Source organism: Streptomyces sp. C (assembly GCF_000158895.1).
In the GTDB taxonomy this organism is placed as follows: domain Bacteria; phylum Actinomycetota; class Actinomycetes; order Streptomycetales; family Streptomycetaceae; genus Streptomyces; species Streptomyces racemochromogenes.
In genome coordinates this window covers 2,980,185-3,006,156 of sequence record NZ_GG657750.1, presented here as the reverse complement: position 1 = coordinate 3,006,156, position 25,972 = coordinate 2,980,185, and the positions used below count along the sequence as shown (strand labels likewise).

The window sequence follows — 25,972 nt, the reverse complement described above, 5'->3', positions numbered from 1 at the left end:
ACAGTTGACCTGCACTTTTAGTGGCCATTGGGGCAGAATATTACTTTTGGTCGGGTGATGATGGTGGTGTCAATGTTCGAGTTCAAGCCAGTTATCGGCGTGTCGGACTGCGGAATTGGGGCTGTTATATTGCGCCGATGAATTCTCTGGATGAGTGGGGTGGGGTGTGAGAAGGTTTGGAGTGAGAGGGCTGTCTGTGGCGGTAGCCGCAGCGGTCCTTTCGGGAACACTGTCAGGACCCGTTGCCGTCGCAGAAAGCAAAGACAAGCTGTCGTTGCCGCAGCTCAAGCAGCCGAAGGCCGTACCGGTCAAGCCGGTACGTGCCGGTGGAACGGAGAGGCCCGATGCCGCGGCGGAACACCCTTGGCGGGCTCCGAAGGTCACTTGGCCTGCGGCCGGCTCGGTCGAGATGGACCTCGCCGCAGGAACGGCGTCCAAGTCCTTAGGACTTGGCGGGGCACACGCTCCCGCCATCGGCTCAGGCTCGCCGCAGGCAGGCAAGTTCCCTGTGGCGGTGTACGGGGCGCCGGGCAAGGCGGCCGGGAGCGCCGCCAAGATGAAGGTGACCGTTGCTGCCCGGGATGTGGCACGCAAGGCTGGCGTCGACGGCGTGCTGCTGTCGGTGGGTCGCGCGGACGGTGCCCGGCAACCGGCTTCCGCCAAGATTGAAGTCGACTACAACAGTTTCCGCGCGGCGTATGGCGGCGACTACGCCGCCCGGTTGCATCTGGTTGAACTTCCCTCCTGCTCGTTGACGACCCCGGACCGTCCGGAGTGCCGTACGCAGAAGTCGCTCGAGACACGGAACGACATCCCATCGGGCAAGCTCACGGCTGAGGTCACGACGCCCGGTGCGCCTGTACTGGAGGTCAAGGCGACCGGATTGTGGGCGACGCCCACAGCTGCTGCCGCTTCCGCCTCGACGGTCCTGGCTGCGACGGCCGGTGCGTCCGGGGCGAGTGGCGACTACAAGGCAACCCCGCTGCAGCCGTCAGGCTCCTGGAACGCAGGCGGATCCACCGGCGCGTTCACCTGGTCGTACAACGTTGCGATACCCCCGGTCCCGGGAGGCCTCGCACCGAAGATCTCCCTCGACTACAACTCGCAGTCAATTGACGGCCGCACTGCCGCGTCCAACAGCCAGGCGTCCTGGATCGGCGACGGCTGGTCCTGGGAGCCGGGCTTCATCGAGCGCAAGTACAAACCGTGCAACGACGACAAGACCGGCGGTACGAACAGCGCCAAGGTCGGTGACCAGTGCTGGTTCAACGACAACGCCACGCTGTCCCTCAACGGCAAGTCCACCGAGCTGGTCTTCGAGCAGGGCAAGGGCTGGCACCCGGCCTCCGACTCCGGAGAAAAGGTGGAGAAACTCACCGGTACGACGAATGGCGACAACGACGGTGAGCACTGGAAGATCACCACGACCGATGGAATCCAGTACTTCTTCGGCCTGAACCGTCTTCCGGGGTGGAGGGACGCCTCCACGCCGACAACGAACTCGACGTGGACCGTACCCGTCTACGGCAACCAGGCCGGCGAACCCTGCTACAACGCCTCCTTCGCGAGTGCCTGGTGCCAGCAGGCGTGGAGGTGGCAGCTCGACTACGTGGTAGCGCCCGGCGGCAGCGCCATGGCCTATTACTGGAAGACAGAGACCAACAACTACGGGCGGAACGTCTCCCAGACCACAGGCAAGGGAACCGTCACTCCCTACATCCGATCGGGGTGGCTTGACCGCATCGACTACGGCCTTCGAGCCGAGTCGGTCTACAGCGCCAAGGCTATGGGCCAGGTCTCCTTCAACGCCGCGGAACGCTGTCTCACCAACTGCGGCACCTTCGACGAGGGCAACGCCAAGAACTGGCCCGACTCTCCCTACGACCAGTTCTGCAAGGACGGATCCACCGAGTGTAAGAACCAGTTCTCGCCGACCTTCTGGTCCCGCATGCGACTGGCGGGCATCAACACCAGGATCCTGACCGGCGGCACCTACAAGGACGTCGACTCCTGGGCCCTGCAGCAGGACTTCCCGCCGTCGGGCGACGGCATTTCCACCCCGCTGTGGCTTAAGTCCATCACCCGCACGGCGAAGGCTGGCGACGCTCCCGACATCGTCCTTCCCCCCATCACGTTCGCGGGCGAGCAGAAGCCCAACCGTGTCGACAAGACGGGTGATGGTCTCGCCCCCTTCATCCGCCTGCGGATGTACCAGGTGACAACCGAGTCCGGGGGCACGACCGCCGTCACCTACTCCCAGCCGGACTGCACCGTCGATGAGCTGCCTGCTGCGGACGCCAGCAACACCAAGCGGTGCTACCCAGTGAAGTGGGCCTTCGAGGGTGAGACGGCCAAGCTGGACTGGTTCAACACGTATGTCGTCGACAAGGTCGTCGAGGGTGACAACATCGCCGGCTCACCCGACAAGGTCACCTCGTACAGCTACCTGGGCGGAGCGGCCTGGGACAAGAGCACGGACGAGTTCACCAAGTCCGAGGACCGTGTCAACTCCGTGGCCCGTGGTTACGAGCGTGTCCAGGTCCGCGTCGGAGCTGCCGACGAGTCGAGGTCCCTTACGGAGATGCGCTACTTCCGAGGTCTCGACGGCAAGGAGGTCAAGGACGGCACAGGGGCAGTCGCCATCGACCGTCCGGAATTCGCCGGGCGACCTCGGGAATCTGCCACCTACGACGGGGACGACACCGAGAAGCTCGTCGGCGCGACCTCCAGCACTCCCTGGCGCTCGGACGTCGTGGCCAAGCGGGTCAGGCCGGGCCTTCCCGATCTGGTCTCGTACAAGACCGGAGTGGAGAAGACGGCTACCCGCACGACCGTGACTGGTGGGATCCGCACGACGGAACTCACCCGCCACTACGACGGCTACGGCATGGTCGACTGGGAATCCCAGAGCGGTGACACCACCACGACCGGCGACGAGACGTGCACGACGAACAGCTACGCCCGCAATACGACCAGCTGGATCCTGGACAAGGTCAGCCGGGTCGAGACGGTCGCGGTGCCCTGCGGCTCGACGGTCAACCGGCCGACGGACGTCGTGTCGGACAACCGGACCTATTTCGACAACGGCGCACTCGGCACGGTCCCGGGCTCGGGCCTACTGACGAAGACCGAGACGATCAACGCGAAGGGCGACGGCTACGAGGTCCTGTCCTCGGTCCCCAGCAGCTGTGGCGCTGCCAAGGACCAACTCTGCTACGACGTCTACGGCCGTCAGCTCGCCATTGCAGATCAGTACGGCAAGCTCACCACCATCGGACTGACTCCTTCAGCCGGCGAGGTCGCGACCACCATGGTCGTGACGAACCCCAAGGGGCACGCCGCTTCCTCGGAGCTCGACCCGCTGCGAGGTCTGACGACCAAGGTCACCGACCCCAACGGCAAGGTGACGACGACGAGCTACGACGCACTCGGGCGCACGTCAAAGGTCTGGCTGCCGAACTGGCCCGCCGCCACCAACCCGGACAAGCCGAGCCGCGTCTTCGAGTACACGATCCGCAACGACGGCCCCAACGTCGTCACGTCCAAGTCGCTGACCCACGACTACAAGTACTCCGTCAACCACGCCATCCAGGATGGTCTGCTGCGCCCGCGCCAGACGCAGACGGAGTCACCCGACCTGACCGGACGCCTGATCTCCGAGACGTTCTACGACACGAAGGGGCAGCCCTGGCGCTCCTCTGGTACGTACTACGCAGACGGCGCTCCGGATGCTCAGCTGGTGTCCGGCCCGGAGAGTGCCTATCCCGCCTCCGCCGACACGCTTTACGACGGCGCAGGTCGGCCCACCGCGGTGATTTCCAAGCGGTTCGGTGTGGAAACCAAGCGGGCCACCACCAGCTACACCGGTGACTCCACCACCGTCATCCCGCCCCAGGGTGGAACCTCGAAGACCACTGTCGTGGACGCTCTCGGGCGTACCGTCGAGCTCAAGCAGTACACCGATGCCGGACGCATGACCTCGCAGTCCATCCGGTACGAGTACAACAGGCTCGGACGCCTGGCCCGGGTCACCGACCCGAGCGGCGCGCAGTGGACCTACACCTACGACGTACGCGGGTCCCAGATCGAGGCGAGCGACCCGGACAAGGGAACGACCAAGACCACGTACGACAGCGCAGGCAAGGTCACGGACGTGACCGACGCCCGTGGGAACACGCTGCACACCGACTACGACGAGTTGGGCCGCCCCACGGCAGTCAAGCAGGGCGGAACGATCCTGACGTCGAACGTCTACGACACGGTGGCGAAGGGCAAGCCGGCCAAGTCGACCCGTTACATCGACGGCCAGCCCTACGAGTCGGAGGTCCTCCTCTACGACCACTTGTACCAGCCGCTGCAGACGCAGGTGACCATCCCGGCGACCCCGGACACGGGTGCTCTGGCGGGTACGTACAAATGGACGAACACCTACAACATCACTGGGCAACTGCTCACAACGAAGCAGCCCGCGATGGGGGACCTGCCTGCCGAAACGATCGGTAGCACCTACAAGTCGGTCTCCGGTCTGCTCAACACCTCAGGCGTCGGCAGCAGCAGGCTCGTCTCGGCCATGACGTACGACCACTACGGTCGCGCCACGCGCCAGGAGCTGGGAGCGTCCGGCCAGCGGGTCTTTACCTCGACCGAGTACGACGACCACACCGGCAACGTCACCCGCGCCTACACCGATCGAGAGGTCGCACCACAGCGCATCGATGACACCCGCTACACCCTCGATCCCTCAGGCAACCTGACGACTATCGCCACGGCCAGCGGGCAGGACGCGGACCGCACCACTGACACCCAGTGCGTGAACCTCGACGCACTGCGACGCATCGTCGACGCCTGGACGAACAAGGGCGAGTCCTGCGCGCCGACGCCATCTGAAACGGTCGTCGGCGGCCCGGACGCGTACTGGACCACCTACACGTACGACTCGGTCGGGAACCGCAAGACCGAAACCAAGCACAAGACGGCCTCGGGGCCGATACCCGACACGGTTCGGACCTATGCGGCACCGACGGCCGGCAAGCACGACCTGCCCAAGATCACGCAGACGGGCACGGAGGCGCGAGACGAAACCTTCACCTACGACCCGTCGGGCAACACCAAGACCCGCAAGATCGGAACGGAGGAGACCCAGTACCTGGAGTGGGACGCCGAGGGGCACCTCAAGTCCCTCAACCAGGGAACGTCCAGCAACTCCTTCGCCTACGACACCGCCGGCCAGCGCATGCTCCGCAAGGACTCGACCGGCACCACCCTCTACCTCCCAGGTGGCAACGAGCTCAAGCTCGACAAGTCCGGCAAGGTCACCGGTACCCGCTACTACGGCACGGTTGCAATGCGCACGGCCGGCAAGCTCAGCTTCACCCTGGCCGACCACCACGGCACCGGCACTACTCAGATCAGCGTCGATGCCGCGCAGTCCGTGACCCGCCGCAAGACGGGTGTCTTCGGAGAGGAGCGCGGCACTCAGCCCACTGATTGGGCGGGCGAGAAAGGGTTCGTCGGCGGCACCAAGGACACCGACAGCGGTTTCACCCACCTGGGCGCGCGTGAGTACGACCCATTGATCGGCCGTTTCATATCAGTCGACCCGATCATGGATCTGAGCAGCTCGCAGCAGCTCCATGGGTACATCTATTCGAGCAACAACCCGTTCTCTCTCAGTGACCCTACGGGCGAGATCGAGACGGACTGCCTGAACGGCAATTGTGGTGGTCACTACAACCCGCGTGACGACAATCTGGCAGGAACCGACCCGCATAGGCCTCACGGGATGTACGGCGGGTACAACAGCAGGCCGGAGACGTACGCAACCTTCAAGCCTACCGTCAATGACGTTGCATGGCTCGACAGGTCAAACAAGCCGCTTCGCTTGCCCAAGAATGCATCGCCGAAGTTCCTCAAGGAGTATCGGAAGCAGCTCGATAACGAATTCAAGTTCCTTGTCAATAATGAGCGTGGCACGATTTGGACTGCGCAGACTACCGCATTGCTAAATGCCTGCCAGGAAACCGACTGTCCAGACCTTCGCTACTACCTCGTTCTCAACCTGCTGGCGAAGCTTGAGAACGGGGAGCTTGCTCCGTATGACATCCCGGGCGGGTCTGCCGGTGGGATAAGGATTCGGGACGGGGGTAAGGATAGGCCTGCTAAGGGTGGTGGCTGTCAGTGTTTTCTCGCGGGAACGCGTGTGGTGATGGCTGATGGGGCTTCAAAGGCTATTGAAGAAGTTGAGGCCGGCGACGAAGTCCTTGCTACCGATCCGCGGTCGGGTGAGGTGGGTGGGCGTAAGGTATCGCGCCTTATAGCCACCGAGGATGACAAGCACTTCAATAAGCTGTCCCTCGTGACGGGTGCAGGGGTTGAAGAGCTGACTGCCACCCAAGAGCACCCATTTTGGTCTCCTTCGGAGAACGCCTGGATCAACGCTGCTGATCTGAAGCCGGGCATGTCCCTAGCCACTGACGTTGGTGGTACGGCGATCGTTGCTGGAAATGAGTCGTACACGGGGCACGCCAAGACCTACAACCTGACGATCGAAGACCTTCACACGTACTATGTGCTGGCGGGCGAGACGCCGGTACTCGTGCACAATTCCAACTGCGGGCCAGCGGAGTATTACCGCGGCGCCAAGGGTGGAGGGCCGAGCTTTGTGCCGAGACCGAACGACTACAAGGTGGACCCCGCAACAGGATTCGTTAAGGAAACGCACGGCGTTTCCTTGTTCGATAATCCTGGAAGTATCACGAGCCGTGGTTTCGAGTCACATGGAATTGATCCGGCATCTATGCCCAGCACGCTTCGAGTCATTCAACGAGGCAAGGATCTGAGGCATTATGAAATCGTACCTTCGCCAGGGGCAAATCTAACCCCGGCGAGGTACACCGAGGAGCTATCGAAAATTCGATGCATGTGCGGTGGAGGCGGATGAACTTGGCAACGTCGTACCACGTCAGATTTCCTGACTATCTCGATGGCTATGAGGCCGAGACCGAGGCCAAAGGCTATCTGGTGGGAGTGGTCGTGAGTGCAGGGAATCGATCATTCGAACTTACGGTCTACGACCGGGCTCGCCTGGTTCAAGAACTCGATGATGAGCTGGATTCGGATCGCGCGTATTTTGCCGTTCCTAACTTGCTGGTCGTCCGATCGGTAACAAGGGCCGAGATCTTCAGGGTCGTAGAAGCCCTGGCGAAAGGAAATTTTCAGGAGTTGGTGACGACCCCGGTGGAATAGAGAACTAGGCACCAGGGTGTGGAGCGAGCGGACAGTGCGCAGGTTCCGGCGTGGTGGAAGCGCATAATGTCGCAATGTCAGCGTGGCATTGTGCCACGTTGCATCAATCCGCAAGATAGTTATCTCGCCGGAAGCCCCACCAGAGTTTGTTTCTGGTGGGGCTTCTGAGTCGTTTGACGGCAACGGTGACGGCAACGTCAGCGGACGACGGCCGCGACTGGTGGGTCGGGGTCGTCTTCCTGGCTGCCGATAGCATGGCCCAGAGTGTCGATGGCGTCGCGCTGGAGGCGGAGTCGGACGTGGGCGTAGACGCCGGCGGTGACGCCGATGTGGGCGTGGCCCAGGAGCTCCTTGATCACGACGAGGTCGACCCCCTGCTCCAGGAGCAGGGTGGCGGTCGAGTGGCGGAGGTCGTGGAAGCGGATGCGGCGGAGTCCAGCCCGGTCCAGGAAGCTGCGGAAGCGGCGGGTGAGGTTGGCAGGGTCGAGAGGCCCGCCGGTCGGGGTGGTGAAGACGAGGCCGCTGTCCTGCCAGGCTGACTCAGCGGTCTCTCGCTCCTTGTCCTGCCGCCCCTTGTGCTCCTTGAGGGAGTGGAGGCATTCGGTAGGGAGGGCGATGCGGCGTTCGGAGGCGCGGGTCTTGGTGGGCAGGTGGGTGAGGCCGCCTGTTCGGGTGCGCTGGAGTGAGCGGTGGATGCTGGCCGTTCCAGTGGTGAGGTCGAGGTCTTCCCAGTGAAGGCCAAGGAGCTCACCTTTGCGGAGTCCGGTGCGCAGGGCGAGTTCATACAGCGCGTGCAGCCGGTCGGCGCGGGCGGCGTCGAGGAACTGGCGGGCCTCGGCTGCGGTGAGCGGACGGAAGCGCCTGGGCTGGTGCGTGGTGGTCTTGACGTTGCGGGCGACGTTGCGGGGCAGTTCGTCTTCGCGGACGGCGTGTTCCAGTGCCGACTTGAGCACAGAGTGCACGTAGGTCACGGTCAGAGCGGACAGCTGCTTCTGGCAGCACTCGCCGATGGCGCAGCACCTCTTCCGTTCGGTGTCCAGGCCCTGGGTGCAGCACTGGCAGGTGGTGCGGAGCCGGTCGAGGAAGGTGCGCACGTCCTTGGCCGTGAGGCGGGCGACCTTCTTGGTGCCGAGGCCGGGGATGAGGTGGAGGCGGACGCAGGCGGCGTAGCGGGTGTGAGTGTTCTCCCGAAGCCTGTGGACGGCGACGCTGCCGAGCCAGTAGGTGAGGTAGTCGCCGACGGTGCTGTCTGCGGTGGCGACGGGCAGTCCGCGGTTGCTGTCGGCGATCTTCTCGGCGAGCTTGTCGGCCGCGTTCTTGCGGGTGATGCCGTAAACGCGGACGCGTTTGCAGGTGCCGTTGGCGGCGAGGACGTAGCCGGCGGCTTCCCAGCGGCCGTCCTTGCGCTGGTAGATGGTGCCTTCGCCGTTGGCGCGGGCCTTCTTGCGCTTGGGGGCGGTCATCAGGCGGCCTCTTCCAGGTGGCGCTGGACGTAGTCAGCGAGGGCGTGGGCGGGGATGCGGCGGGCGCGGCCGATGGTCAGCGAGGCCAGGCGGCGGGTGCGCAGGAGGTTGTAGAGGGCAGAGCGGCCGATCTTGAGGCGGGCCATGGCCTCGGGGACGGTGAGGAGTTCGTCGTCACGCACCGGCTGTCACCGCCTGTTCGCGTGTCGGGCCGCCGTTGATGAGTGCTGCGAGGCGTTCGAGGTCGGGGGTGAGGCCGGTGCCGTCGTAGGCCCAGTGGGCGAGGACGAGGGTGGTCGGGAAGGGCGGAGGGGTGTGGCGGCGGTGCCAGGCGGCTCGGGCTGCCCGGAGTGCGCCGAGGGTGGTGGAGTAGGCGCGGGTCTTGGTGGAGCAGTGGCCGCGAAAGCCGAGCATGTGGGCCCACTTGCGCAGGTTCAGGTGCTTGAGGTCGTCGCGGGCGCCGAGGGCCCAGGCGGTGCGGATCATGCGGGCGGCGTGCTCGGGCACGGACTCAAACCAGAGGTCGGTGATCTTCTTCAGCCGGTGGTCGAGGGTGCCAGTCGCGGCGTCGGTGCCCTTGGTGGCGTACTTGGCGACGTATCCGGCGACCTTGCCCTCGGTGATCGTGGTCCCGCCCTGGAAGGCCGTGGACCGGATGATCCTGGTGTCGATCTGCTCGCCGAAGACGAAGACGAAGACGAAGGCGCGGGCCCGGCCGTTGGCCTCCGGCCCGTCGATGCGGGCGCGGGTGGCCGAGATCCGAATGGCATCGGCCAGCAGGTCGGGTGTGGCCCAGGCGGGCGGCGGGATGTAGGGGCCTGCGGGGCCGTCGAGGCGGATGACAGCGTGGAAGTGGATCAGTCCGCGCTGCTGGTACTCGGCGACTTTGGCGTACGAGACCCGGACGACCTTGGAGAGCAGCCGCTGCGGGAGTCCAGCTGCGGCGGCGATGGTGCGACGCAGGTGGAGCATGAAGCGGGCCCACAGGGCCGGGGCATGGGCGTTCCACAGCACGGCGCCGGTGTAGTCGTAGCGCTCCGGGTCGAGCGCGGTGCCGAGGAGCGGGTCGCCCTTGGTGTGGGTGCGTCCGCAACGGCAGCGGGCGGAGCCGCCCACGCGTCGCCCGTGCACGGGTCCGTATGACGGTGCGGTGAGGGTGGCGAAGACACGGGGATGGGTGGCGACCTGTTCGGGGATGTTCTTGCCGCCGCGCACGCCGGCGGCGATGAGGTGGTAGGTGTCCTGACGGTAGAGCTCGGCGCAGGAGGGGCAGCGGGTGCTGCGGCGGTTGCCGCAGCGGACCAGCAGGTGCCCGGCGGGAAGTTCCTTGGACTTCAGTTCGCGCAGGATCTCGCCGGTGAAGGAGTCGACATCGATGCGCTGGCCTTCGAGACGGACCGGCTGGGCGCAGCCACCCAGGGAGGACAGCTGCCGTACCAGGCCGAGCAGGTCCCGGTACCCGGTGAACGTGGGCAGCGCGGCCGTGGCGAGTTCGGGGCGGGGGATTGTGGTGGTCGGGTCGTGCGGTGGCATGCTGGCGGGACCTCTCTGCACTGCGGCACACACGTGTGCCGTGGATGGATGGGAGGGAGGCCCCGGCAAGGGCGAGGGTTTGGCGACTACACGCCCTTGCCGGGGATCACTGCGAAACGGGACCAGGAGGAGGCGGTCACGCCGCCTTGCCCAGGTCAACGCGGTCGGGCAGCTCGCGGACCTTGAACCCTTCGGCGCACATGAGGTCGTTGATCTGCCAGCAGGCTTCGGTGGGCAGGTAGACCGAGCGCAGCCGGACGGGGGTGCGCATGTCGCCGACGGAGGCGATGGACACGCCCTGGGGCATGGTGCGGTCGGCGGCGGTGATGTCCAGGTCCCGGCCGTCGGGGAAGAGGTGCAGGAAGTCCTCGATGGTGTCGACGCGGTGGCAGATCCGGGCGGACAGGTTGGTGCGTACGGCGGTGGTGAGCACGTCGGCGGAGGGTTTCTGGGTGAGCAGCCACAGCCGGATACCGAACTTGGCGCCCTGGCTGGCGATGGCCAGCAACTCGGCCTCGAAGCGTTCGCGGGCCTTGCGGTCGGGGTGGCGGGTGTAGTTCGCGACCTCGTCGATCACCACGAGCAGCAGCGGCAGTTCGGGGCTGAAGTCGGTGATGCGGTCTGTACGGCCGGACCAGAACAGCCGCTCGCGGCGCTGCATCTCCTCGCGCACCCAGCGCAGGATCTCGGTCGGCTCGTCTGGGTGACTGGCGTCGGAGACCTTGTAGGCGGTACGCCACCAGGGCGCGACCGCACCGAGGTTGGGATCGATCACGATCAGCCGCACGTCCCGCATGAGCGAGGCGTAGGCGAGGAGGGTGTTGACGGTGATCGATTTGCCGGAGCGGGTGAGGCCGGCGACGAGGGCGTGGGCGGAATAGGCGAGGTTGAGCACGATGGGGGTGCCGTCCTCATCCCAGCCGAGCAGCACATCATCGGTGGAGACGAACTGCCCCGGCCGGCAGACCGGGGAGCCGTCCGGGCCGAGCAGTGGTGAGCGGATCACCGCCTCTAGCGGCTCACGCCGAAACCCCCGCGCGACGATCACTCCGGGCTTGGGCTGACTGATCCGGATGCGACGCATCCCCCAGGCATCGCACAGGCCCTCATTGGCGTCCTGCCAGGCGCTGAGCCCGACCTGCGGCAGGGCATCGGCGGTGACGGTGACGCCGAAGGCATCGGCGCGGGTGCGCAGGCGCGGGACCAGCACGCGCGGCTTCGGTGGTTGTTCCTGCGGGGCGTACTGCTGGAGCACGGTCGGGGTGGCGTCCTTGACCGCCAGGCCGAGCATCGGGGCGAGCCGCTTCCAGCCCCACCGCATCCGCCGCGCCTGCCGCAGGCTGATCCGGATCTCGGCATCGGCCCGGTACCAGCGGGCGAAGCAGAACCCGGCCCGGCCCAGCAGTCCGAGAGCGCCGAGGCCGACCACGGCCAGGAACGCGAGCCCAAGGGGATTTCCGGTCATCAGGCGCCCGCCTTGGCGGTGACGGCGTCGGCGCGCAGGGAGATGCCGTGCCGGTCTTTGCCGTTGATCTCGTTCTCCCAGGCCGACGCGACAAGCCCGGTGAAGACGACCGGCAGGCCGACCTTGAGGCCCTTGCCGAGACCGGGCTCCGGGATTTTCACGGTGATCACTTCGGCTCGACCGTTGAAGGCGAACATCACGTCCACCAGGTGCAGGTGGGCGCCGGTGGCCCGGTCGATCGCGGGCTGCTGGCCTTCGCGGTCCTTGAAGTGCGGGCGGGACTCGGAGGCCAGGATCACCAGGGCCTGGGACTGGTCGATGGGCATGGTCTTCACGGCAAACCTCCAGGTAGAGGGGTGCGAGTCACCCGTGTGAGTGATCGCGTGCCGCAACCATACATTCATTCCATCCTAAGTCCATCCCTATTGAATTCCATCCGTTCTTACGGTGGTCCATCCATCGGGCGGCTACCCTGACCCCGTGAGGCCGCTGAGCTGGTGAACACGACAGGCAGCGGGCGGCCTGCGGCTGGTGGAATCGGACTGGGACCAGGGATGGACATGGCTGCTGCTGACGAGGCGCGCTTGACGTTCGAACGCATCGCGGACGACCTGCGGCAGCAGATCCGGGACGGCGAGCTACGGCCCGGCCAACTCCTGCCGACGCAGAGCCAGCTCATGCAGACCTACAAGGCATCGAGCCTGACCGTGCAGAAGGCGATCCGGCTGCTCAGGAACGAGGGCTGGGTCATCGCCCGCCAGGGGCGCGGCACGTTCGTCACGCGCTCGGCCGACTTCGAGGACGCCTTCGAGAAGGTCGCCGGCGATCTCACACAGCAGATCTACTCCGGCACTCTGGCTCCCGGCTCCCGGCTCCCGGCCCGCGAGGTCCTGGCGGAGCACTATGCGGTGCCGCTCAACGTGGTCACCAATGCCATCGCCCTGCTGGCTGGCAACTTCCTCCTGCGATACCCCGGTGAGCTGCCCGGCGACGAGGTCTACGTACGCGACTGGGACGACCACGGCTTCGCCACCCAGCTCACCCACGGCCGCCTGGTCCGCAAGATCAGAGACGGATCACTGGCTAGGGGCGCCACGGTCACCGTGGACGAGGTGGTCGACACGATCGGCGGCGACCCGGAATCCGCAGACCAGGCCCTGACCTTCCTCACCCTGGAGGGCAGGATGAAGAAGGCCCACCAGCGCAACGGGTCGATGGCGTACGTCGTCGTGGGGGGCGAGTTCGGCACAGAGGTGCCGGTCACGGTGCAGCCGGTGGACGAGCCGGACGAAGCGTTGGCTGCCCCGCCGAACGAGTTCCCGGCGGCGGCCGGAGTAGCGGATCTCGCCTACAAGCTGGAACGCGCCCTGGAGCGCATCGAGGAGCTGGAGGAGCGCGTCGAACGCCTCGAAGGCCGCGACACCAACTGAGGCGGGTACGTGAACGACGGCGTCCCCGAAGGCCGCAGGCTGGCTTTCGGGGACGCTTCGCGTGGATCGGTCAGGGCTGGTACTCATAGCCGATGGTGAATCGAGGCGGCAGGCACCATTCCCCGTACTCGATGATCCCCTCCGCGTCCGACCAGCGGTGGGCGCCGGCCAGGATCGGGGAGCCGACCGGCAGCCCCAGTGCGCTTGACTCTCGGGCGTCGGCGGGGCGGGCGTGCATGTCGTCGCGGGCGTGGGTGATCGTGCGCCCGGTGGCTTCCAGGACCCGGGCGGACAGTCCGTGGTTGCGGCCCGGGGCGGTGTTCAGCAGGTCCGGCACGAGGGCGGCGAACGGGGCCGGGTACCAGGTCACGGCGAACACGGTCCGGGTCTTGCCCCGTCCGGCCAGCCACTCGCGCCGAACCACCTGATCCCCGGCCTCCAGATCGAAGATCTCCGCCACGTACAGCGGCGGGATGATCAGCTCGGCAGCCGTCACCCGGCTCGTCTCGCCCTCGGCCAGGAACGACTTCACCCGCTGGACCCGGGCCAGCCGGTCTCGCGCCGACAGCGTCCAGCGCGGGTCATCGGCGACATAGGTGCCGCGCGGGGTGGTGCGGATGAAGTTCTCGACCTGGAGGGCCTGCAAGGCGCGGGAGACGGTGGCGGCTGCGGCCTGCCACTGCCCGGCGATCTCCCGGTTCGTCGGCAGCTTGGCGCCGGGCTCAAGCTCTCCCGACAGGATGCGCTCCCGGAAGTGATCCGCGATCTTCGTGAACGTCTTGGGACTGGGCATAAGGCTTGCCCCTCAGTTGAGTTGACGTGATGTCAGTGAGGGCACACTAGTGCACTGCGAACCGTAGCGGGAGTGCTTCGGCCACTCGAATACTGAACTAGAGCACCGACCTGTCAAGAGGTCGGCCATGTGACGTTCGAGAGGTGGCGATGTGCATGACGGAGCCGACCAGGTACTCGACCCCGCCGGTCGAACTCCCCTTGCGCTGGGAGCTGGAGCCGGTACCCGTTGAAGGCTGTGCGGGCTGTGTCGAGCTGGCCAACGTGCGTGACCGGGCCCGCGTGGTTGGAGACATGACCACCGTCAGCGACTGCAACGTCTACATGCGACGCCACCCGGAGGGCCACCAGTGAGTCCCCGCGCGGTATACCGGCACGTCACTCACACCATCCGCCACGCCCCTGAAGGCGGCATCACCTGCGAGGCGTTCTGCGCCGCGCCCGACTGCGGAGCCGAATCCGGACCCCATGCCGAGCAGGAAGCCGCACAGGACTGGGCACTCCGCCACACCGGACGCACCGGCCACGACCTCTTCAGACGCGTCTTCACCGACCACGCCAAGGTCACCCGAGCCGAGTAGAACCACCACCGCCAGCCGGAACAGGACCCACACCCCACAGGCCATCGCGCCAGGCCAGCAGCCCAGCCGAACGCTCAACCGACAGCCAGGGCATACCGCCGAAGCGGGATGCGTCCAAACTTTCTCTACGTCTTCAAGGCGACCCGCTGGCGCGGGTCGCGCGCGGTACGGCCGCCCACCCGGCCCGCTCTCGGCTCCGCCACCGCGGGCCGGCCAGCGACCAGGCCGCGCAAAGACAGCGCAGCGGATGACCAGCAGCGCGAGGAAGCCCGGACGTTCCCGCACGGCGAGGGCCAGACCGACGGCGAGGCAGCGGCAGGGCGTTGGCCAGTGCGTAGCTCGCGGATGGGGCCGGTCGGCTCCGTGGGCTTTACCCACCTGTTCGGGCCGGGGCCCGCGTCGGGCAAGGCCAGGGGGCCACTCGTTCAAATTCCGGGCAGGCTCAAAGCCTGCCCGAGTTGCCGGCCAGCGTACGGCCCCCTGACCATGCCCGACCCCAACCCGAACAGGACACCGGCCAAAGCCCACTCCACCGCCCTCACGCGCGTAGCCGTCTGACGGCAACGCCGACGGCAACAGGGGCGCACAGCACGGCACTTCCATGCACACCCACGGACTGGCCGAATTCCGCTGACCTGCAAGAACGCAGCTGACAGCACCTCAGCAAGCACACGTACTATGTGCTGGCGGGCGAGACTCCGGTCCTGGTTCACAACTCAAATTGCCTTATTGACGGAAGTGGTCCGGCCAAGGGGGTTCTTGAGGTGAGTGACCGTGTGAAATCTGTCGGCGCGGTGAAGAACTTCAGCCCCAAGGGCGAGAGGGACTTCATCTTCGACCCGACCACAGGGCGCTTCGCGACTGGAGCCGACCAAGGTGTTGGCGGCCACGATTTCTTGGGGAGCGCGGTTGGCGCCGACAAGTCGACGATGGTCGGTGGTCGTCTGCGCCGGGGGTCGAATGGGGAATTGCAGACCAATCAATGGTCCGGGCACTATGGAATGAACTGGAATGACTCGGCAAGGAAGGCGTTCCAGGACTTCATGGGCCAACACGGGATAACCGTGAGTCACACCCCGAGCATGCATTGGTAGGCAAAGTGGCATCCCTGGCGGATTCTCCTCATGAGGCAGGCGCGGTGACAGTAAGTGATCTGATGGTCGAGCTCTCGGCTGTGCCCGAGACCTGTTGGATCGTCTCTTCCTACCCGGATCATGCCGGAGCCGTTGCATGGCTACCGCTGGTGCAGATCAGCACGACGGGAATTTGGTTGGGGTTCGACCGGAAAGGGGTGTGGACGCTAGGAAGGCTCGAAGGTGCAGTCGAGTCCTCGGCGGGGAGCTTGCCCTCGTCCTGGGTGACGATCCTGGATGCAGACGAGAGGTCAGTCCGAGCAGGATTGGACGCCGCTGCTGAACGGTTCGGACTGTCGCCAGAAAATATTCAGAATCTGGTTCCCGTTGAAGATGTGCTAACGATGGCGATCAAAAGTCGAAGCGGTCACTGGGCGGAGCGAGCGGTCCACTGGATGTTGGATAGAGGTATCTCGCAGGAACATTTGGACCTCCTTCGAGAATTGTCCACCGCCAAATGGGCAAATCAACGGACCCGGCATGTCGCCAAGCGCCTAGTGAAGGCATCTGAGTAGTGAAAGGCGGATGCCCTCCCGGACGTTCCGGGAGGGCATCCGGCCGTTTGCCGGCAACGCTGAGGGCAACGTCAGCGGACGGCCGCTGCGGCGGGTGGGTAGTCGGGTGCGTCGTCGCTCAGGTCAAGGGCGTTGTTAAGGGTGTCGATGGCTTGGCGCTGGAGGCGGAGCCTTACCTGGGCGTAGGCGCCGGCGGTGACGCTGATGTGGGCGTGGCCGAGGAGTTCCTTGATCACGACGAGGTCGACACCTTGTTTCAGGGGCAGGGTGGCGGTCGAGTGCCGGAAGTCGTGGAAGCGGATGCGTCGGAGCCCGGTTCGGTCGAGGAAGCTGCGGAAGAGGCGTGTGAGGTTGGCTGGATCGAGAGGCCGTCCGGTCGGCGTGGTAAAGACGAGGCCGCTGTCGCTCCATGCTGACCCTGCGGTCTCGCGCTCCTTGTCCTGCTGCTGCTTGTGCTTCTTGAGCGAGTGGAGGCATTCGGTCGGGAGGGCGATACGGCGTTCGGATGCGCGGGTCTTGGTGGGCAGGTGGGTGAGGCCGCCGGTTCGGGTGCGCTGGAGTCAGAGCCGGATGCTCGCCGTTCCGGCGTTGAGGTCGAGGTCTTCCCAGTGGAGGCCGAGGAGTTCGCCTTTGCGGAGGCCGGTGCGCAGGGCGAGTTCGTACAGCGTGTGGAGCCGGTCAGTGCGGGCTGCGTCGAGGAACTGGCGGGCCTCGGCCGCGGTGAGGGGCCGGAAGCGCCTGGGCTGGGGTGTGGTGGTTTTGACGTTACGGGCGACGTTGCGGGGCAGCTCGTCCTCCCGGACCGTGTTCGAGCGCGGACTTGAGCACCGAGTGCACGTAGGTCACGGTTGAGGGGGACAGCCGTTTCTGGCAGCACTCGCCGATCGCGCAGCATGTCTTCTGTTCGGAGTCCAGTCCCTGGGCAGGTGGTGCGGAGTCGGTCGAGGAAGGTGCGGACGTCCTTGGCGGTGAGTCGGACGATCTTCTTGATGCCGAGGCCGGGAAAGAGGTGCAGGCGGACGCAGGCGGCGTAGCGGGTGTGGGTGTTCTCGCGGCGAATCCTGGATTCTGAGGACGGCCCTATCGTCACTTTCTCTGTCGATTCAAAATAGATGCAATTTGGATATGGTCCAGTCAAGCCTCTCTGCGAAGATACATAGAGGCGGGCGGGCATGAGGCTTCCCCACGCCAGCTGATTATATGGGGGCTGTAGTTTCGCTGGAGAGTGGAAGGGCGAAGCGTAGGATCGACGATCAAGTGGCTGCGACTCGATTTGAACCGGGCGCCAGGGTGCGGAGCCAGCGGACAGTGCGCAGGTTCCGGGGTGGTGGAACCGCGTAATGTCGCAATGTCGGCGCGACGTTGTGCCGCGTTGCGCCAATCCGCAAGATAGCCATATCGCCGGAAGCCCCGCCAGAGTTTGTTTCTGGTGGGGCTTCTGAGCCGTTTGACGGCAACAGTGACGGCGACGTCAGCGGACGGCGGCCACGGCTGGTGGGTTGGGGCCCCTTCCTGGCTGCCGAGAGCATGGCCCAGAGCGTCGATGGCGTCATGCTGGAGGCGGAGTCGGATGTGGGCGTAAACGCCGGCGGTGACGCTGATGTGGCCCAGGAAGCTGTCGAAGGGGCGGGTGAGGGTGACCAGGTGCCAAGGTGTGGAGCGAGCTCCGATTTCCTTTAGCTTTCAGGTGTAAAGTTGCGGCCCCTGCGGCTGACAACTTGAGGGGCCGTTTGTTTGCGGTTGCGGCGGCGGGCGCCAGGTTGGGCGGGCGACTGCGGCTGAAGGCTCGACTGGTGACCAGAGGGGTACCAGACCCCCGGGTCATAAGGCGGAGCCTTGTTACTGTGGAAGGGTCCGGCTGGTCCCCGTCACTTCGCTGACGGACGCGGTGAACTCGCTGCGGGCGCTGAACCGGAACGAGGACGTTCCGTCCTGCTGACGGTGGCGGAGGGCTTCCCGTCCAGGCCGCGCCAGGACGGGAAGACCATCGGGATCAGCGTCGCCAGGAGGTAGACGGCGGCGAACGCCAGCAGGGCCGGGGCCACGCCGAAGGCGTCGACCAGCAGACCCGCCGCGAGGCCGCCCATCGGCATCGCCAGCTCGCTGCCCGCCATGCTCACGCTGGAGACCCGGCTGCGCATGTCCTCCGGCACCAGCTCGGAGACCACGGTGGTCAGGATCGGGTTGAGCACGCCCACGGCCAGGCCCGACAGGGCCATGGTCACCGCGAGGGGCAGCGGGGTGTCGGTGACGGCGGCGACCACGTAGCGGGTGGCCCCCGAGATCAGGAAGGCGCCCGCGAAGACGGCCCGGCGGGAGTAGCGCTCGCCCCAGGCCCCGTAGAGCAGGGCCCCGAGCAGGGCGAAGCCGCCGAAGAGGGAGACCATCAGGCCGAGGGTGGTGGCGCCGCCGAGGTCCTCGCGGCCGTGGACCGGTAGGAGTACGGAGGACCAGCCCTGGTCGAGGCCGTTGGTCACCATCACCATGAGGGTGATGCCCAGCAGGAGCCGCGAGCGGGTCAGGAACCGTCGGCCCTCGGCCAGGTCGGCGCGGTACGCGGCGAACGAGGGCTTCTCGCCGGTGCGTTGGGGCTCGGCGGCGGGGACCCCGCGCAGGAAGGCGGAGATCAGCAGGGCGGAGGCCGCGAAGGTGGCCGCGTCCAGGAGGAGAACCGTTTCCGCGCCGAAGGCCGCGATCAGTACGCCCGCCACCGCGGCCCCGATCATCCGGGCCCCGCGCGAGACCGCGTCGTAGAGGCCGGCGGCGCGGGCGACGGTGGTGCCGGCGTGCTCGGCGAGGCTGGGCAGCAGGACGTAGCGGGCGGTCAGTCCCGGGGTGTGCAGGAGGCCGCCGACGGCCATCAGCGCGCACAGCATCCAGAAGTCGAGGAGCCCCGCGTGGTGGAGGAGGGGGACCGCCCCGACCGACGCGGCGCAGACCACGTCGGAGGCCGCGGAGACCCGGCGGCGGCCGATCCGGTCGATGACCGGACCGCCGACCAGGGCGGCGACGACGACGGGGAGGGTGGCGCAGAAGGCGACGACCCCGGCCCGGCCGGCGCTCCCCGTGGTCTGGAGCACGAACCACGGGACGCCGATCAGGGTGAGGGAACTACCGGCGATGGAGATGGTGTTGGCGGCCAGGACCGCCGTGAAGGGCCGGCGGCTCATGCGGCGTGGTGCCGGACGCGGGCGTGGGCGGGGGCCGGCTGGAGCAGGCGGGTGCCGGCCGAGACCAGGGCCTCGCCGAGCCGGTTGCGCAGGGCGGCCATGGCCGGGAGAGCGGGGGAGCCGGCGGGGGCGGCCTCCCGGGCGAGGCGCCAGGCGGCGGCCTCGGCGGCCAGTTCGGCGGTGCGGGCGGCGTGCATCTCGGTGTGCGGGAAGGCGTGCATGACGGGACTCCTTCTGCGGAGGTGAGATCTCGGGGTATGGCTCCGCGCGCGGGCGGGGTGGCTACGGGCGGGGTCGCTACGGGCGGGGTCGCTACGGCCGGGTGCGGCCGTGCCGGGGGAAGGCGTGCGTGTGAACGCGGACCGTCTCCGTGTCCTCGGACTGCGGCGCATCCTGGTAGCTGTTGACCAGCTCGTGCATCTTGTAGATCAGCTCTTGGCTCTGCGCGGGCGTCAGGCGCAGGGTGAAGTCGCTCATGTCGGAGGCGTCGAACCGCCACTCCTTCGGCCAGGAATACGAGTTGCCGAGCCAGGTGCTGAGCTCCTGCGCGTGGATCGTGGCGATCTCGTGCCGGAAGGCCGCCGCGGCGCCCCGCGTCTCGGGGCTGTCGTCCTGGAGCAGCGACTCGTCGAGGCGGGTGCCGTCGTGGGCGGACTTCCACCAGCGCTCGCGGCCCTTGCCGTGCTCGGGCGCCTCCACGATGAAGCCGTACGCCGCGAGCTGGCGCAGGTGGTAGCTGGTGGCCCCGCTGGACTCGCCGAGGGCGGCCGCCAGTTGGGAGGCGGTGGCCGGCCCGTCCTTGCGCAGTGCGGACAGCAGGCGCATGCGCAGGGGGTGGGCCAGACCGCGCAGTGAGCGGGCGTCGAGGGTGTGGACCGACGGCTCGTTCTGCTCGGCGTCCGGGGCGTTCTCGATCTCGGGCATGACTCAACCGTAGGCTTGCAAAGAGTTCTATGCAAGCGTTTCTTTGCAACCTTCTCTTTGGAACTCTGGCCGACGGGGGTCAGTCGTCCGCGGCCGCCTGCTCCACCAGCGGGATGATCCGCAACGGGACCGGGTTCTCCATGACGATCGCCGTCGACGCCCGCACGATCCCCTCGAAGCCCACCACCCGGTCGATCACCCGCTGGAGGTCGGCGTTCGACCGCGCCACCAGACGGCACAGCATGTCCCCGTGCCCGGTCGTCGTGTGCAGCTCCAGCACCTCCGGGACGCCCGACAGGTGCGCCCGTACGTCCGCCCCCTGCCCCTGCTTGATCTCCAGCGTGGCGAACGCCGTCACCGGATACCCCAGCGCCGTCGGATCCACCTGCGGGCCGAACCCGCGGATGACCCCGTTCGACTGGAGCCGGTCAAGCCGCGCCTGCACCGTGCCGCGCGCCACGCCCAGGCGGCGCGAGGCCTCCAGCACGCCGATGCGGGGCTCGCGCGCCAGCAGGACGATGAGGCGGCCGTCGAGTTCGTCGATGCCCATGGAAACCTTCCCTCGATCGGCTGGTCATACTGCACAGATCTCTCAGTAATCCTCCGGCTCGGCTGGGCATTCTGTACAGCAGAAATGGAAACTATTGCGCAGCTTGTGGAAGAGCGGGAATCTGCGCTCATGACTGAGACCCTGGACACCACCCCGCAGACCGCGCGTGAGGCAGACCCCTTCCCGGTGAAGGGAATGGACGCGGTCGTCTTCGCCGTCGGCAACGCCAAGCAGGCCGCGCACTACTACTCCACCGCCTTCGGCATGAAGCTCGTGGCCTACTCCGGACCGGAGACCGGCAGCCGCGAGACCGCCAGCTACGTCCTGACCAACGGCGGCGCGCGGTTCGTCCTGACCTCGGTCATCAAGGCGACCACCGACCACGGCCGCTTCCTCGCCGAGCACGTCGCCGAGCACGGCGACGGCGTCATCGACCTCGCCATCGAGGTCCCCGACGCCCGCGCCGCCTACGCGTACGCCGTCGAGCAGGGCGCGCGCGGCCTGGACGAGCCGTACGAGGTCAAGGACGAGAACGGCACCGTCGTGCTCGCCGCCATCGCCACCTACGGCCAGACCCGCCACACCCTGGTCGAGCGCGTCGACTACACCGGCCCCTACCTGCCCGGCTACACGGCCGTCGAGCCGATGGTCGCCCCGCCGGCCAAGCGGACCTTCCAGGCGATCGACCACTGCGTCGGCAACGTCGAGCTGGGCCGCATGAACGAGTGGGTCTCGTTCTACAACAAGGTCATGGGCTTCACGAACATGAAGGAGTTCGTGGGCGACGACATCGCCACCGAGTACTCGGCGCTGATGTCGAAGGTCGTCGCGGACGGCACCAAGAAGGTGAAGTTCCCGATCAACGAGCCGGCGATCGCGAAGAAGAAGTCGCAGATCGACGAGTACCTGGAGTTCTACAACGGCCCCGGCGTCCAGCACATCGCGCTGGCCTCGAACGACATCGTCTCCACGGTGCGCACGATGCGCGCGGCGGGCGTGGAGTTCCTGTCCGTGCCGGACGCGTACTACGACACCCTCGGCGAGTGGGTCGGCGACACGCGGGTGCCGATCGACGAGCTGCGCGAGCTGAAGATCCTCGCGGACCGGGACGAGGACGGCTACCTGCTGCAGATCTTCACCAAGCCGGTGCAGGACCGTCCGACGGTGTTCTTCGAGATCATCGAGCGGCACGGGTCGATGGGCTTCGGCAAGGGCAACTTCAAGGCGCTGTTCGAGGCGATCGAGCGGGAGCAGGAGAAGCGGGGCAACCTGTAGGTTGCGCCGTCCCGGGTTTCACGGCCCCGCCGGTCACCTCCGGCGGGGGCCGTTCCGCTCGCGCGGGCCGGGCGGCGGGTACGGGCGTACCGCTGCGCGGGCTGCTCCCCGCCCCGCCCTTCGCCCGTTCCCCGGGGCTCCGCCCCGGACCCCGCGCCTCAAACGCCGGCGAGGCTGAGATCAGCCCCGCCGGCGTTTGAGGCGCGGGTCCGGGCAGCGCCCGGGGAACGGTGGAAGGGCGGGTAGGGGACCGCTCCGCGCAGCGGGGGTCGGCTATGTGCCCGATGCGGAGGGCTTCGGTCGGGGCGCCGCAGGCTTCGGCTTCGGCTTCGGGGCTGCCGCCGGCTTCGGCCCCGCAGGCCCTCGGGCTTCGGGAGCTCCGGCGCCACCCCACGGAAGTGCGCGGCTGCATGTTCTCCGGCCCGCCCGCCGGCGGCTGCCCGATCGACGCCAGGGCCTCCTTCGCCAGCGGCCCCCCGCACCGGGGAGAAACACCGGGTTCGTGCGCAGCGCCGCCTGCAGGCTCCGCCGCGCCGCCGCCTCGTCGCCCAGCCCCCGCTCGATCACCGCCCGGTGGTACGAGAAGTCGGCGCTGCGCAGCCCCAGGTCGGTCGCCTTCTTCGCGTACTCCAGCGCGTCCGAGTCCTCGCCGCCCTTGTGCAGCGCCCACCCCAGCGCGTCGGCCACCTGCACGCTCTTGTGCCGCGCCCACTCCGCCGACAGGCGGCGCACCGCCTGCGCGGGATCGCCGTGGTCCGCCTCGTACAGGCCGAGGACGACCTCCTCGTTGACCCCGTTCGCGGCGCCCGCCGCCGCCAGCGCGGCCAGCGAGCGGTACTGCGCCCGCGCCTCCTCCGGCCGCTCCAGCGAGTCCAGCAGCTCGCCCAGCTCCAGCGCCAGCCTCGGCACCGGGGTGCGGCCCAGCGCCAGCCGGTAGTCCCGTACCGCCTCGCCGCCCCGTCCCAGGGCCGCCAGCGCCCTGGCCCGGCCGCCCAGCGCCTCGCCCTGCGACGGGTCGGTGCGCAGCGCCGCCTCGTACTGGCGCAGCGCCTCCGCCGGGTCGCCGCGCTCCCACGCCAGCTCCCCGAGCCGGAACAGCACGTACGCCTTCTCCGCCGGGGACTTCGCCTCCCCGCCCGCCGCCTCCAGCGCCACCACCGCGTCCTCCCGCCAGCCCCGGTCCCGGTACACCTGGGCGGCCCTCAGGTGCGCGGCCAGGCCGGGCCGGAGCTCCATCAGCCGGTCCATCGCCCGCTGCGCGGCCTTGTAGTCGCCGAGGCCCGTGTACGCGTCCACCAGGACCGGGTACGCCGTCCAGCGCCGCGGCGCCTGCGCCCGTACCAGCTCGCCCCACTTCCGCGCCGTCGCGAAGTCCCGCCGGGCGCCGGCCAGCGCGCCCATGCCGGTCATCGCGTCCAAGTTGCCCTTCTCGGCGGGGCGGACCTCCAGCGACCGCTTGAGCGCCTTCTCCGCCTTCGGGTACCAGGCGGAATCGGCCGTCCGCCGGGCCTGTTCCAGGTACGCAGACCCGAGCACCGCCCACGAAGCGTCGTCGTCGGCGTGCGAGGCCACCCACTTCTCCCGGTCCGCCACCAGCGCCGTCAGGTCCACCGCCGCCGCCGGGGCGCCCATGCCCACCGCCGACGCGGCCCGTTCGCTCGGCCCCGGCGGGCGGGCGTCGTCACCGGTACGGGCCGGGCGGATCAGCAGGGCCCCGGCGATCAGGACCACCGCGACCGCGGCCGCCACGACCGTCTTGCGTCCGGTGAAGGTCACGGGCGGCGCGGGCTGCTGGGATTGCTCGTCGAAACCGTGCATGCGCTCACTGTGCGTCAATATGAAGAGCCCGCCGAGGTGTCCGAAGCCGGTCGCCGCCGTGTTCACACCGATGGCCCCGGCTGTCACTGTGGCCCCATGGATGACGATCTCATTGTGCGACTCGGCGAAGGACTCCCGCCCGGAGCGCTGCTGACCGACCCTCAGGTGACCGCCTCCTACGCCCGCGACACCGCCGGCTTCTGCGACGCCGGCACCCCCGCCGCCGTCGTCCTGCCGCGGACGGTGGAACAGGTGCAGCACGTCATGCGCACCGCCACCGCCCTACGGGTCCCCGTGGTCCCGCAGGGCGCCCGCACGGGCCTCTCCGGGGCCGCCAACGCCTCCGACGGCTGCATCGTGCTGTCCCTCGTCAAGATGGACCGGATCCTGGAGGTCTCCACCGTCGACCGGATCGCCGTCGTCGAGCCGGGCGTGGTCAACGCCGTCCTCTCGCGGGCCGTCGCCGAACAGGGCCTGTACTACCCGCCCGACCCCTCCAGCTGGGAGCAGTGCACCATCGGTGGCAACATCGGCACCGCCTCCGGCGGGCTGTGCTGCGTGAAGTACGGCGTCACCGCCGAGTACGTGCTCGGGCTGGACGTGGTCCTGGCCGACGGGCGGCTGCTGCGCACGGGGCGGCGTACCGCCAAGGGCGTCGCCGGGTACGACCTGACGCGGCTGTTCGTCGGCTCCGAGGGCACCCTCGGGGTGGTGGTCGGGGCCGTCCTCGCGCTGCGGCCGGCGCCGCCCCGGCAGCTGGCGCTCGCCGCCGAGTTCCCCTCGGTCGCCGCCGCCTGCGAGGCCGTCTGCGCCGTCATGGAGGCGGGCCTGACGCCCTCGCTGCTGGAACTGATGGACCGTACGACCGTCCGCGCCGTCAACGCCCTCGGGAAGATGGGCCTGCCCGAGAGCACGGAGGCGCTGCTGCTCGCCGCCTTCGACACCCCGGACGCGCCCGCCGGGCTGGAGGCCGTCGGCAGGCTGTGCGCCGCCGCCGGGGCGGGTTCCGTCGTACCCGCCGAGGACGAGGCGGAGTCGGAACTGCTGCTCCAGGCCCGCCGGATGTCCCTCACCGCCCTGGAGGCGCTCCGGCCGGCGACGATGATCGACGACGTGTGCGTACCGCGGTCGCGGCTCGCCGAGATGCTGGACGGGACGGCCGCCGTCGCCGCGGCGCACGACCTCCTCATCGGCGTCTGCGCGCACGCCGGCGACGGCAACACGCACCCGGTGGTCTGCTTCGACCCCGCCGACGAGGACGAGACGCGGCGGGCCCGGGAGTCCTTCGACGAGATCATGGCCCTGGGGCTGTCCCTGGGCGGGACGATCACCGGGGAGCACGGGGTGGGGGTGCTGAAGAGGGAGTGGCTGGCCCGCGAACTCGGCCCGGTCGGGCTGGAGATGCAGCGCGCCGTGAAGCAGGCCTTCGACCCGCTCGGGCTGCTGAACCCCGGCAAGCTCTTCTGAGGTCCGCGTCGCCGCGTCGTACGGGTGCCGTTCACAGGTCGCCGTCCGCGGACTCGTCCGCGGGCCACGGGTCGCGCAGCCACAGCTCGTCGGCGGGGGTGGGGGTGAGCAGCTCGGCCAGTGCGTCGTCCAGGCCGAGCCGCTCCGCCTCCGTCCCCGGCGGGACCACGCGCAGGGTGCGCTCCAGCCAGGCCGACACCGAGCCGGCCGGGGCCTCCAGGAGGGCGTCGCCGTCGGGGGAGCTCAGTGCCATGCACAGGACGGACTGGTTGTCGATCTTCGTGGGCCAGATCCGGACGTCGCCGTGGCCGCACGGCCGGAACACCCCCTCGACGAGCAGTTCGCGGGCGAAGGTCCAGTTGACCGGGGTGCTGGAGCCGGTGTGGAAGGTGACGTGCACGGCGTAGGGGTCGTCGGTGAGGTACAGCAGCTTCGCGGGGACGGGGATGCTGCGCTCGGGGGACAGGACCAGCTTCAGTTCGAGTTCGCGCTCGATGACGGGGTGGTGCATCGCGGCCTCACTTCGGTGCGTTCGTCTGCGGACGTGGGGCGGATCTCGCCCCGCACGAGGAGAGAGCACCCTCGTGCCCGGGTATGACGCGGGTTTCCGC

20 protein-coding genes and 1 pseudogene are annotated in these 25,972 nt (G+C 67.9%); 8 read left to right on the top strand and 13 right to left on the bottom strand.

The window, feature by feature from the left end; translation table 11 throughout:
* The first annotated feature begins 274 nt into the window (after window positions 1-274).
* Both SSNG_RS13460 and SSNG_RS41145 read left to right on the top strand, forming a co-directional pair.
* Entirely contained in the window at window positions 275-6,940 is a 6,666-nt protein-coding gene (locus tag SSNG_RS13460; RefSeq protein ID WP_241695042.1) for a polymorphic toxin-type HINT domain-containing protein, read from the top strand.
* Window positions 6,937-7,245 carry a hypothetical protein gene (locus tag SSNG_RS41145; protein ID WP_007264378.1) on the top strand — a complete coding sequence of 103 codons (309 nt, stop codon included), beginning with the start codon at window positions 6,937-6,939 and terminating at the stop codon, window positions 7,243-7,245. Before SSNG_RS13460 ends, SSNG_RS41145 begins: the two co-directional genes overlap by 4 nt.
* Before the next feature lie 197 nt (window positions 7,246-7,442).
* Here the strand turns inward: SSNG_RS41145 and SSNG_RS13455 are convergent, their stop codons facing one another.
* The 5 genes from SSNG_RS13455 to SSNG_RS13435 form a co-directional block, all read right to left on the bottom strand.
* Window positions 7,443-8,708 carry a site-specific integrase gene (locus SSNG_RS13455; RefSeq protein WP_042800960.1) on the bottom strand — a complete coding sequence of 422 codons (1,266 nt, stop codon included), beginning with the start codon at window positions 8,706-8,708 and terminating at the stop codon, window positions 7,443-7,445.
* On the bottom strand, window positions 8,708-8,890 hold the full coding sequence (locus SSNG_RS13450) for a helix-turn-helix domain-containing protein (RefSeq protein WP_007264376.1): 183 nt from the start codon (window positions 8,888-8,890) through the stop codon (window positions 8,708-8,710). The genes SSNG_RS13455 and SSNG_RS13450 overlap by 1 nt, the downstream gene beginning before the upstream one ends.
* Entirely contained in the window at window positions 8,883-10,241 is a 1,359-nt protein-coding gene (locus SSNG_RS13445; protein WP_007264375.1) for a replication initiator, read from the bottom strand. The genes SSNG_RS13450 and SSNG_RS13445 overlap by 8 nt, the downstream gene beginning before the upstream one ends.
* Window positions 10,242-10,377: 136 nt before the next feature.
* On the bottom strand, window positions 10,378-11,706 hold the full coding sequence (locus SSNG_RS37910) for an FtsK/SpoIIIE domain-containing protein (protein WP_007264374.1): 1,329 nt from the start codon (window positions 11,704-11,706) through the stop codon (window positions 10,378-10,380).
* Complete coding sequence (locus tag SSNG_RS13435) at window positions 11,706-12,032, bottom strand: hypothetical protein (protein ID WP_241695228.1); 327 nt, start codon at window positions 12,030-12,032, stop codon at window positions 11,706-11,708. The genes SSNG_RS37910 and SSNG_RS13435 overlap by 1 nt, the downstream gene beginning before the upstream one ends.
* A gap of 258 nt (window positions 12,033-12,290) precedes the next feature.
* On the opposite strand from SSNG_RS13435, the gene SSNG_RS13430 reads away from it, so the two are divergent.
* Entirely contained in the window at window positions 12,291-13,136 is an 846-nt protein-coding gene (locus tag SSNG_RS13430; protein ID WP_128636949.1) for a GntR family transcriptional regulator, read from the top strand.
* A 70-nt stretch (window positions 13,137-13,206) separates the two neighbouring features.
* On the opposite strand, the gene SSNG_RS13425 is transcribed toward SSNG_RS13430, so the two are convergent.
* Window positions 13,207-13,929 carry a GntR family transcriptional regulator gene (locus SSNG_RS13425; RefSeq protein WP_007264371.1) on the bottom strand — a complete coding sequence of 241 codons (723 nt, stop codon included), beginning with the start codon at window positions 13,927-13,929 and terminating at the stop codon, window positions 13,207-13,209.
* A 155-nt stretch (window positions 13,930-14,084) separates the two neighbouring features.
* Here SSNG_RS13425 and SSNG_RS13420 point away from each other — a divergent pair, with 155 nt between their 5' ends.
* The 3 genes from SSNG_RS13420 (at window position 14,085) to SSNG_RS13410 (ending at window position 15,603) form a co-directional block, all read left to right on the top strand.
* Window positions 14,085-14,282, top strand: coding sequence for a hypothetical protein (locus SSNG_RS13420; protein WP_007264370.1), 198 nt, complete (start codon window positions 14,085-14,087; stop codon window positions 14,280-14,282).
* Window positions 14,279-14,509 (top strand): hypothetical protein, encoded by a 231-nt coding sequence (locus SSNG_RS13415; RefSeq protein WP_007264369.1) that lies wholly within the window; start codon window positions 14,279-14,281, stop codon window positions 14,507-14,509. Before SSNG_RS13420 ends, SSNG_RS13415 begins: the two co-directional genes overlap by 4 nt.
* A gap of 680 nt (window positions 14,510-15,189) precedes the next feature.
* Entirely contained in the window at window positions 15,190-15,603 is a 414-nt protein-coding gene (locus SSNG_RS13410) for a polymorphic toxin type 43 domain-containing protein (RefSeq protein ID WP_128636948.1), read from the top strand.
* Between the two features lie 625 nt (window positions 15,604-16,228).
* On the opposite strand, the pseudogene SSNG_RS39550 reads toward SSNG_RS13410, so the two are convergent.
* The 5 genes and pseudogenes from SSNG_RS39550 to SSNG_RS13375 all read right to left on the bottom strand — a co-directional run.
* A pseudogene (locus SSNG_RS39550) lies at window positions 16,229-17,211 on the bottom strand (site-specific integrase); the annotation flags it as partial.
* Between the two features lie 814 nt (window positions 17,212-18,025).
* The gene (locus SSNG_RS13390; RefSeq protein ID WP_007264364.1) at window positions 18,026-19,327 is read right to left on the bottom strand and encodes an MFS transporter; all 1,302 of its coding nucleotides are present in this window, start codon (window positions 19,325-19,327) and stop codon (window positions 18,026-18,028) included.
* Window positions 19,324-19,548 (bottom strand): hypothetical protein, encoded by a 225-nt coding sequence (locus tag SSNG_RS13385; RefSeq protein ID WP_007264363.1) that lies wholly within the window; start codon window positions 19,546-19,548, stop codon window positions 19,324-19,326. Before SSNG_RS13385 ends, SSNG_RS13390 begins: the two co-directional genes overlap by 4 nt.
* A gap of 91 nt (window positions 19,549-19,639) precedes the next feature.
* Window positions 19,640-20,251, bottom strand: coding sequence for a helix-turn-helix domain-containing protein (locus SSNG_RS13380; protein WP_007264362.1), 612 nt, complete (start codon window positions 20,249-20,251; stop codon window positions 19,640-19,642).
* Window positions 20,252-20,330: 79 nt separating this feature from the next.
* The gene (locus SSNG_RS13375; RefSeq protein WP_007264361.1) at window positions 20,331-20,801 is read right to left on the bottom strand and encodes an Lrp/AsnC family transcriptional regulator; all 471 of its coding nucleotides are present in this window, start codon (window positions 20,799-20,801) and stop codon (window positions 20,331-20,333) included.
* Between the two features lie 129 nt (window positions 20,802-20,930).
* Between SSNG_RS13375 and hppD the strand changes: the two genes are divergently transcribed.
* Window positions 20,931-22,076, top strand: coding sequence for a 4-hydroxyphenylpyruvate dioxygenase (hppD, locus tag SSNG_RS13370; RefSeq protein ID WP_007264360.1), 1,146 nt, complete (start codon window positions 20,931-20,933; stop codon window positions 22,074-22,076).
* Between the two features lie 273 nt (window positions 22,077-22,349).
* On the opposite strand, the gene SSNG_RS13365 is transcribed toward hppD, so the two are convergent.
* On the bottom strand, window positions 22,350-23,894 hold the full coding sequence (locus SSNG_RS13365) for a tetratricopeptide repeat protein (protein WP_007264359.1): 1,545 nt from the start codon (window positions 23,892-23,894) through the stop codon (window positions 22,350-22,352).
* 96 nt (window positions 23,895-23,990) lie between these two features.
* Between SSNG_RS13365 and SSNG_RS13360 the strand changes: the two genes are divergently transcribed.
* A complete protein-coding gene (locus SSNG_RS13360; protein WP_042800955.1) occupies window positions 23,991-25,361 on the top strand; it encodes an FAD-linked oxidase C-terminal domain-containing protein in 1,371 nt (456 codons plus the stop codon).
* 31 nt (window positions 25,362-25,392) lie between these two features.
* Here the strand turns inward: SSNG_RS13360 and SSNG_RS13355 are convergent, their stop codons facing one another.
* Window positions 25,393-25,872, bottom strand: a complete 480-nt coding sequence (locus SSNG_RS13355; protein WP_007264357.1) for an SsgA family sporulation/cell division regulator — start codon at window positions 25,870-25,872, stop codon at window positions 25,393-25,395.
* Window positions 25,873-25,972: the final 100 nt, after the last annotated feature.

What these genes read in the sequence shown, in the direction of transcription:
- SSNG_RS41145 (WP_007264378.1), top strand. Translation starts at nt 6,937, where the DNA reads ATGAACTTGGCAACGTCGTACCACGTCAGATTTCCTGACTATCTCGAT.
- SSNG_RS13455 (WP_042800960.1), bottom strand. Translation starts at nt 8,708, where the DNA reads ATGACCGCCCCCAAGCGCAAGAAGGCCCGCGCCAACGGCGAAGGCACC.
- SSNG_RS13445 (WP_007264375.1), bottom strand. Translation starts at nt 10,241, where the DNA reads ATGCCACCGCACGACCCGACCACCACAATCCCCCGCCCCGAACTCGCC.
- SSNG_RS37910 (WP_007264374.1), bottom strand. Translation starts at nt 11,706, where the DNA reads ATGACCGGAAATCCCCTTGGGCTCGCGTTCCTGGCCGTGGTCGGCCTC.
- SSNG_RS13435 (WP_241695228.1), bottom strand. Translation starts at nt 12,032, where the DNA reads ATGCCCATCGACCAGTCCCAGGCCCTGGTGATCCTGGCCTCCGAGTCC.
- SSNG_RS13425 (WP_007264371.1), bottom strand. Translation starts at nt 13,929, where the DNA reads ATGCCCAGTCCCAAGACGTTCACGAAGATCGCGGATCACTTCCGGGAG.
- SSNG_RS13420 (WP_007264370.1), top strand. Translation starts at nt 14,085, where the DNA reads ATGACGGAGCCGACCAGGTACTCGACCCCGCCGGTCGAACTCCCCTTG.
- SSNG_RS13390 (WP_007264364.1), bottom strand. Translation starts at nt 19,327, where the DNA reads ATGAGCCGCCGGCCCTTCACGGCGGTCCTGGCCGCCAACACCATCTCC.
- SSNG_RS13385 (WP_007264363.1), bottom strand. Translation starts at nt 19,548, where the DNA reads ATGCACGCCTTCCCGCACACCGAGATGCACGCCGCCCGCACCGCCGAA.
- SSNG_RS13380 (WP_007264362.1), bottom strand. Translation starts at nt 20,251, where the DNA reads ATGCCCGAGATCGAGAACGCCCCGGACGCCGAGCAGAACGAGCCGTCG.
- SSNG_RS13375 (WP_007264361.1), bottom strand. Translation starts at nt 20,801, where the DNA reads ATGGGCATCGACGAACTCGACGGCCGCCTCATCGTCCTGCTGGCGCGC.
- hppD (WP_007264360.1), top strand. Translation starts at nt 20,931, where the DNA reads ATGACTGAGACCCTGGACACCACCCCGCAGACCGCGCGTGAGGCAGAC.
- SSNG_RS13365 (WP_007264359.1), bottom strand. Translation starts at nt 23,894, where the DNA reads ATGCACGGTTTCGACGAGCAATCCCAGCAGCCCGCGCCGCCCGTGACC.
- SSNG_RS13360 (WP_042800955.1), top strand. Translation starts at nt 23,991, where the DNA reads ATGGATGACGATCTCATTGTGCGACTCGGCGAAGGACTCCCGCCCGGA.
- SSNG_RS13355 (WP_007264357.1), bottom strand. Translation starts at nt 25,872, where the DNA reads ATGCACCACCCCGTCATCGAGCGCGAACTCGAACTGAAGCTGGTCCTG.